Here is a 7,058-nt window from a genome sequence, read left to right as displayed (position 1 = left end):
TCATCCTCCATAATAAATTCTAATAAATTGGGCTGACATTCTCCTATACTTAATATCCAATGAGGTAAGGAATTTGGTTTTTGCGTAATCAATATATTTTTGCAATATTCATTTTGTAAAATAGCGAGCCCGGTCTTTTCATTATCTATAATGCATTGAAGTAAATGATGGAATAGAACCGGTTCAGGACTACTCAGAACTTTAGTTAATTGCCTCATCATGTTTTTTTTCCTCAAGTTCTCCACATTTTGAAACAAGAGACCAAGGTTACGTTCTTCTTTAACGTTTAGGGATGAGCAAATAATTTCTAAAATTTCATTGGGTAAATTTGAAAACACAATTGGAATCCTTGGTTGTATATAGGTCAGAATGGGCTATAATTATACATAAGTCAAGTTAGACGTGTAATATCTTATGTATGCGAAAGAAAGCAAACCTACAATTGGAACTCTTTTTAAGGCGAATCGGCTAATCGCAAAAACTGTGAATCGAATTGTTGTAGCGCCTGATAATGTAAGTTTATCAGATTGGGCTACCGAAGCTAAATTATTTATCAGTAAAGATGGTAATTGTCTTTCTTCAACAACGTTACTTGTTCACCAAAAGTATGTACCCACTTATTCACATGGTGGACGACGTTATGGAGTCCTGCTGAATGCAGAAGAAGCATATGTATATGATGTTAATAGTAAAGATGCTAATACTAATAGTATAGATAAATTAAAAAAACGAGAAGAAAGAAAAAATATTAAATTACTGAGTACAAGTGAAGAAACTACAAAACTAGGTCTTAAAACATTAGATGAACTGGCTAAAGAAATTCAAGAGCAACAAAATGGTTTTGAAATGAATGAAATTTTACTCGATGCTACGAAAGACTCATTAGTGGGTTTATTTGTGCGTGCTGTAGATTTATCTTCAAAACCGGATTTAAAAGATTATTATCTTAGTTTATTGGAAGTGATGCTTATTCAAAAATATATCCATGAAGCTTTCGATTTACCCATGCTTAAAATTTGTATCTATTATGAGCGAACAGGAAGGCTTGTTAATTTTCCTACCCGAGATGAGTTACTTGTACAGGCTAGCGAGCATGGGATAAACAGTCGTAATTACCCAGTATTATTTGAAAAACTTTCCTGTAATCATGTTTTTCCTAAATATAATCCTAAAACCCTAAGGGATTTTTTAGCACAATATGAGCCTCAAGAAGTGTTGGATAAAGTCAAGGAGCAGGTAATTAAAAAACTGATAGTAGACTATAAACCTTTTATCCCTCGTGAAATCAATGAAAACACTATCCTTAACGAATTAGTGGATTTCGCCGTAGGAATTAGTCCAGCAATAATAGATGAAACTATAAATTTATGTGCTTTAGCAACTTTAAAGGATAATTCTACATCAAAAACTAATGTTCAAGAACAACAAGAATATCGATTTTTTTCGAGTCCTGGTGAAAAATCATCGCAAAACAAAACGGAAGAAAACGATATAACTACACCTTTTTATGAGTTTAAAAAGTAATTTATAACGGAACCCCATTTGCTTTTTTAAATGGGGCGAGTTTTACCTTTATTCATTTGAATTAAAATAAAAGTTTATTAAATGAATCCTTAAAAAACCAGAAAAGTGTTTTGTAAATTCCTTAGGCGAACAGTCATTATCACCAAATAATTTTTCTACGATTGAGCCGATTGATAAGAAGGATGTCCCAATTTTATTTTTTTATCTTTTGCAAGACTAAATATTATTGCATCATGACAAAGAGTTTCGAGATCATCGATTAATTTTTGTATATATCCATTATGGTGGTGGATGTTATGTAAGACATTTTTAAATTGGATAATATTAAATTCATTGTCTTGAGTAAAACAATCTAATATGAGCTCAAGATCTCCTATTCTTGCACGATTTTTTTCTTTAGAAGCGAAATGTTTCGATGTGCACCCTATCTTTTGGACATATCGTTCCATTTCATTTTTTATTGTAGCTAAAGAAACAGGTAAGCTTAAAGCAAGCTCGCTTTGACGTGTGGCAAGTAATTTTGTCCGTGATGCTTGGAGTTTTTTCCCTGAATCCAACCATGAAGAATCATTCAACTCCCCCTCGTCAACACCTAGGAATTTTAGCATTCCCAAAACATTCTCATGTAACGGAATAGAATTTTGTGAGCGAAAAGCATTTTGCAATCCATAATGATTAAAAGATAAGGGTTGAATCTCTTTAATAAATTTATCTGAATCCACAACATATCCACTGAATAATGCATTAGATATTTGTATAGGGCCTGTGGTGCAGACGACAATTGATTTAATATAAAGATCTCGCTCTTTTTTCATTAAATAAGTCAGGAATTTATCATCATTCTTTTCTAGAATATGCTTAATTGACGAATATTCTTTGCTAAAAAAAAGATATTTAATCAGGTTTAATTGAGTTTCGAGATCTTTTCTTAATCTCTTGATTACATGTTCATGAGTTTCTTGAGCTTCGATTTTGTTAAAATTTAAAAATTTATTTTTATCGGTCATTACTTCATTGATATATTTTCTGATTTTTAATGAAGAATGAGGTGGGGCTGGTGGAATGATTTCTTTGGATTTAGCTATATAAAGCGACTCAGAACGATTTTTCATAAATTTTAAAAGATGACGATTTATAAAACTGCCTGCATTTAATTCCCTCTCGGTTCGTTCAATAAAATCGGTATCATAATGTTCGAGCCTTGAGATTAGTCCACTTTGAACTCGTTCAATGTCGTTCTTTGCTGCAATTTCATCCACAATAGCAACAAAATCATTATTTGACAGAATAAATTCCTTTTTACCCATTTTTAAACTACCAATGTTAAGAAGTATGGGCATTTCAGTTGCAATAAGCTTGGGAAGATTGGATGTATCAATTGGAAAGTCAAAATCTGTATAAGTCCCTTTTTTAAATACTGGTGACAGCCATCTTAAAATATCACTTGCAACGGCCAAATTCCCACCTGATTTTAAATTGGAAATTTCGTCTTTATAAAACCCGAATAATTTTTTTTCATTATCCGATTGAAGTGATGTATGAATTGTGTGGACATCAAGAGAGACAATTTTATGTTCCTTGCAAAATTCATGTAACGAAGTTACCGATTTATGTTCGAGTAAATTGGAGTCATATACCAAATGAATTGTATCAGTGGGATTTTTTTCACGCATTTCAATAAGGCGAATTTGATTTTCCAAATTCATGAATACATTTGGATTATTACTTAACCAGATTTTTACATGTAAGTTTGGATTATATTGATACATTTTTATTCTTAATTTTTGAGTTCAATAAATTGCTGCACATAAAAACTAGTTTTTGTAAATTTTCGGCACGAATAATTACGAACCGTATATAAGAAAGCTTAGCACAAGATAAAAAAAAAGATTTGCAACTAAATTTGATTGATGAATTTCGACGAATATGGTATAAATGTCGCGCTTTAAATACACACACGGTTCGGCACATACGATAGGGTCCCTTAAGGGTTTCGTATGGGGAGCGTGGAGGAATAACCCTGGAGAATAAACTATGAATATAAGTATGCGTGAATTGCTTGAAGCAGGAGCTCATTTCGGACACAGAACACGTTTTTGGAATCCTGAAATGGGTGATTATATATTTGGATCCCGAAACAAAATTCACATTATCAATCTTGAAAAAACGATGGTAATGCTCAACGATGTTGTGAACTATGTTGGCAGATTAGCGTCTAATAAAGCAAAAATTTTATTTGTTGGAACTAAAAGAGCAGCACAAGACAGCATTCGTGAACACGCGAAGCGTTGTGGTATGCCTTATGTCGATCATCGTTGGTTAGGTGGTATGTTGACCAACTACAAAACAGTTCGCCAATCCATTTTTCGCTTAAAAGAATTGAAAGAGATGAAAGAAAAGGGATTGTTTAACGGCATGATTAAAAAAGAAGCATTGATGCTGACACGTGAACTAGAAAAATTAGAAAGAGGTTTAGGTGGTATTGAGCACATGGGCGGTTTACCTGATGCTTTGTTTGTTGTTGATGTTGGCTTCGAGCACATTGCTGTTGAAGAAGCTCATCGCTTAAAAATACCCGTTATTGGTGTTGTTGATACCAACAATAGCCCAAGAAATATTGATTATATTATTCCTGGTAATGATGACTCCATGAGAGCAGTTGATATTTACGTCCGTTGTATTGCTGATGCAATTTTAGATGCTAAAGGTAGTAATACGGTGGGAGTAGGTTCATCTGATGCTGAATTTGTGGAAGTAGTTGAACAAACTAACGATGCAGCAAAAGCTGGGGAATAATTAGATTTTAAAATATAGGGGGGGCTGGGTGTCTAAACACCTAAATTTGCCCCCCTTTTGCTATACGGAGAAATGAAAATGTCAATTAGTGCAAGTTTAGTCATGCAGTTACGTGAGCGTACAGGTGCTGGTATGATGGAGTGTAAAAAATTTCTAATAGCAACCAATGGTGATATTGAGGCTGCGATCATTGAAATGCGTAAAGCAGGACAGGCAAAAGCTGATAAGAAAGCAGATCGCGTAGCTGCTGAAGGTGTGGTAGTGATTGCACGTTCTGCTGATGGACGTAGTGCAGTGATGTTAGAAATTAACAGTGAAACAGATTTTGTTGCTCGTGATGAGAACTTTACTAACTTTGCTAATAACGTTGCTGATGCTGCATTAAATAGTTCAGCCACTACAATTGCCGAATTGTCTGCGATTACTCTTGCTTCTGGCGTTACTGTAGAACAAGCTCGTCAAGAGTTAGTAGCAAAAATCGGTGAAAATATTAAATTAAGACGCCTTGAGCGCATGCACTGTGATACAGGAGTTATTGGTTGCTATTTACATGGTTCACGAATTGGTGTTATGGCTGCACTCAAAAATGAGCAAGAAGAACTTGCTAAAGACATTGCAATGCACGTTGCTGCGAGCAAACCAATTGTAGTAAGTAGGGATCAAGTATCTACTGAAGCTGTTGAAAATGAGCGTGAAATCTTTACTGCTCAAGCAAAAGAAAGTGGCAAGCCACAAGAAATTATCGATAAAATGATTGAAGGTAGAATCAATAAATTTATTGACGAAGTGAGCTTATTAGGTCAACCATTTGTTAAAAACCCTGATATCAAAGTAGGTCAACTATTGAAAGAAAAGAATACTGAAGTTCTTTCCTTTGTTCGTTATGAAGTTGGTGAAGGGATAGAGAAAAAAGAAGATAACTTTGTTGAAGAAGTGATGGCTCAGGTTCGTACATGATGAATGATAGTCACCCAACATTGAAATATAAACGTATATTACTTAAATATAGTGGCGAAGCCCTTATGGGCAAGTCACAATTCGGTATTGATCCCTCAGTATTGGATACATTAGCTAGGGATATATCCGATTTAATTAAGATGGGCGTTGAGGTTGGTCTCGTATTAGGTGGCGGTAATTTATTTCGTGGTAAAGCGCTTTCTCAAGCCGGTGTTGGACGTGTAACTGGCGACCATATGGGCATGCTTGCTACAGTAATGAATGCTTTAGCGGTGAGAGACGCGTTGGAGCGTATTGATATGCCTGCGCGTATTATGTCAGCTATTCCCATGCTTGGAGTAGTTGACCCGTACCATCGACGTAAAGCAATTGAACATTTGCGAACTGGACATGTAGTAATTTTTGCAGCAGGCACAGGAAATCCGTTTTTCACCACTGATACAGCCGCTTGTTTAAGAGCTATTGAAATAGGGTCGGATGTGGTTTTAAAAGCAACTAAAGTAGATGGTGTTTACTCAGAAGATCCTTTTAAAAACCCTAATGCCAAGCGTTATGATTATTTAACTTATATTGAAGTTTTAACGCAAGGTTTGGAAGTGATGGACTCTACTGCAATTTGTCTTTGTCAGGATCAAGGGATGCCCTTACAGGTATTTGATATGACTGCACCTAATGCATTGAGAAGAATTGTAACTGGAGAGCGCGTAGGAACTATAGTCGGAGCTAATCATGATAAATGAGATTAAGCAAGATTCAGAAAAGCGAATGAAAAAAACCATTGAAGTGTTACAGACTGATCTGACAAAAATTCGCACTGGAAGAGCTAATGTCGGTTTACTGGATCACGTACACGTTGATTACTATGGAACTATGACCCCATTAAATCAAATTGCTAATATTTCTGCTAGTGATTCACGGACAATCTTAGTGACTCCATGGGAAAAATCTATGGTAGCAGCTGTAGAAAAGGCTATTTTGACTTCTGATTTAGGTTTGAATCCTGCTACAGCAGGTTCTGCTATACGAGTTCCAATGCCGCCATTGACTGAAGAACGAAGAAAGGAGCTAATCAAAGTCGTTCGTAATGAAGGCGAGCAAGGAAAAGTTTCCATACGCAATATCAGAAGAGATGCAAACAGTCAATTAAAGGAATTGGTCAAAGATAAAACCATTTCTGAAGATGATGAGCGTCGAGCAGCAGAAGTGATTCAAAAGCTAACTGATAAGTACATTCTTGAAATAGATGGGTTATTAGCAGAAAAAGAAAAAGACTTAATGGAAATTTAAGTCTGGGTGCTGCTTGAGGTAAACAGGCTCAAGCAGTACTAATCGTTTTGTAGTATTTTCATCCTTACTCAATTAATCAGTTGATTCACTCTTTTGTTGTAATCCTAAATCTTGGAAATTTGTATTAAGATTTTCATCACATTTTTATGAGTCTGGAATACATCTTTCCCTAAATTTTTATATATAAGTAATTTTTGAGGCTCCCCATGATATATAAGGTTGTTTTTTTTGGTAAAAGTGGAAGTGGCAAAACTCAGATTATACGTCGAGCGGCTGGTTTATCAGATTTTAAATTGAATTCTCCTCGTACAATAGGCGCAGATTTTTTGGCTCGAAAAATAGATTCCAGCAGTTCTGTGTCATTATGGGATACAGCTGGAGATGAACGATACAAACTATTGAGTCAGGTATTTTATAAGGGAGCTACTGCTGGTGTATTTTGTATTGATCTAACAGAAGAAATTAATGAGCAAGAAATTATTGAGAGTATTGCA

General features: G+C 35.1%; 8 protein-coding genes. 6 read left to right on the top strand and 2 right to left on the bottom strand.

Going from position 1 to position 7,058, the window contains the following annotated elements:
* Positions 1 to 338: hypothetical protein (locus tag DGG96_RS21000; protein ID WP_165831655.1), on the bottom strand; the 338-nt coding region annotated here is incomplete at its 3' end.
* 76 nt (positions 339 to 414) lie between these two features.
* On the opposite strand from DGG96_RS21000, the gene DGG96_RS21110 reads away from it, so the two are divergent.
* Entirely contained in the window at positions 415 to 1,524 is a 1,110-nt protein-coding gene (locus DGG96_RS21110; protein ID WP_199742192.1) for a hypothetical protein, read from the top strand.
* Positions 1,525 to 1,679: 155 nt separating this feature from the next.
* Here the strand turns inward: DGG96_RS21110 and DGG96_RS20125 are convergent, their stop codons facing one another.
* Positions 1,680 to 3,293, bottom strand: a complete 1,614-nt coding sequence (locus tag DGG96_RS20125; protein WP_110142071.1) for a glycosyltransferase family 88 protein — start codon at positions 3,291 to 3,293, stop codon at positions 1,680 to 1,682.
* 265 nt (positions 3,294 to 3,558) lie between these two features.
* On the opposite strand from DGG96_RS20125, the gene rpsB reads away from it, so the two are divergent.
* From rpsB to DGG96_RS20100, 5 genes are all read left to right on the top strand, one after another.
* On the top strand, positions 3,559 to 4,320 hold the full coding sequence (gene rpsB / locus DGG96_RS20120) for a 30S ribosomal protein S2 (RefSeq protein WP_110142070.1): 762 nt from the start codon (positions 3,559 to 3,561) through the stop codon (positions 4,318 to 4,320).
* 78 nt (positions 4,321 to 4,398) lie between these two features.
* Positions 4,399 to 5,277 carry a translation elongation factor Ts gene (gene tsf, locus DGG96_RS20115; protein WP_110142069.1) on the top strand — a complete coding sequence of 293 codons (879 nt, stop codon included), beginning with the start codon at positions 4,399 to 4,401 and terminating at the stop codon, positions 5,275 to 5,277.
* Positions 5,274 to 6,017 carry a UMP kinase gene (pyrH, locus tag DGG96_RS20110; RefSeq protein WP_110142068.1) on the top strand — a complete coding sequence of 248 codons (744 nt, stop codon included), beginning with the start codon at positions 5,274 to 5,276 and terminating at the stop codon, positions 6,015 to 6,017. Before tsf ends, pyrH begins: the two co-directional genes overlap by 4 nt.
* Positions 6,007 to 6,564: a ribosome recycling factor gene (frr, locus tag DGG96_RS20105; RefSeq protein WP_110142067.1), complete on the top strand. Its 558-nt coding sequence runs from the start codon at positions 6,007 to 6,009 to the stop codon at positions 6,562 to 6,564. The genes pyrH and frr overlap by 11 nt, the downstream gene beginning before the upstream one ends.
* A gap of 206 nt (positions 6,565 to 6,770) precedes the next feature.
* Positions 6,771 to 7,058: P-loop NTPase family protein (locus tag DGG96_RS20100; RefSeq protein ID WP_476737566.1), on the top strand; the 288-nt coding region annotated here is incomplete at its 3' end.

The sequence above is a fragment of the Legionella qingyii genome, from assembly GCF_003184185.1.
Note: the sequence above shows the minus strand (reverse complement) of the source record. Positions and strands in the feature narration are given on the sequence as shown.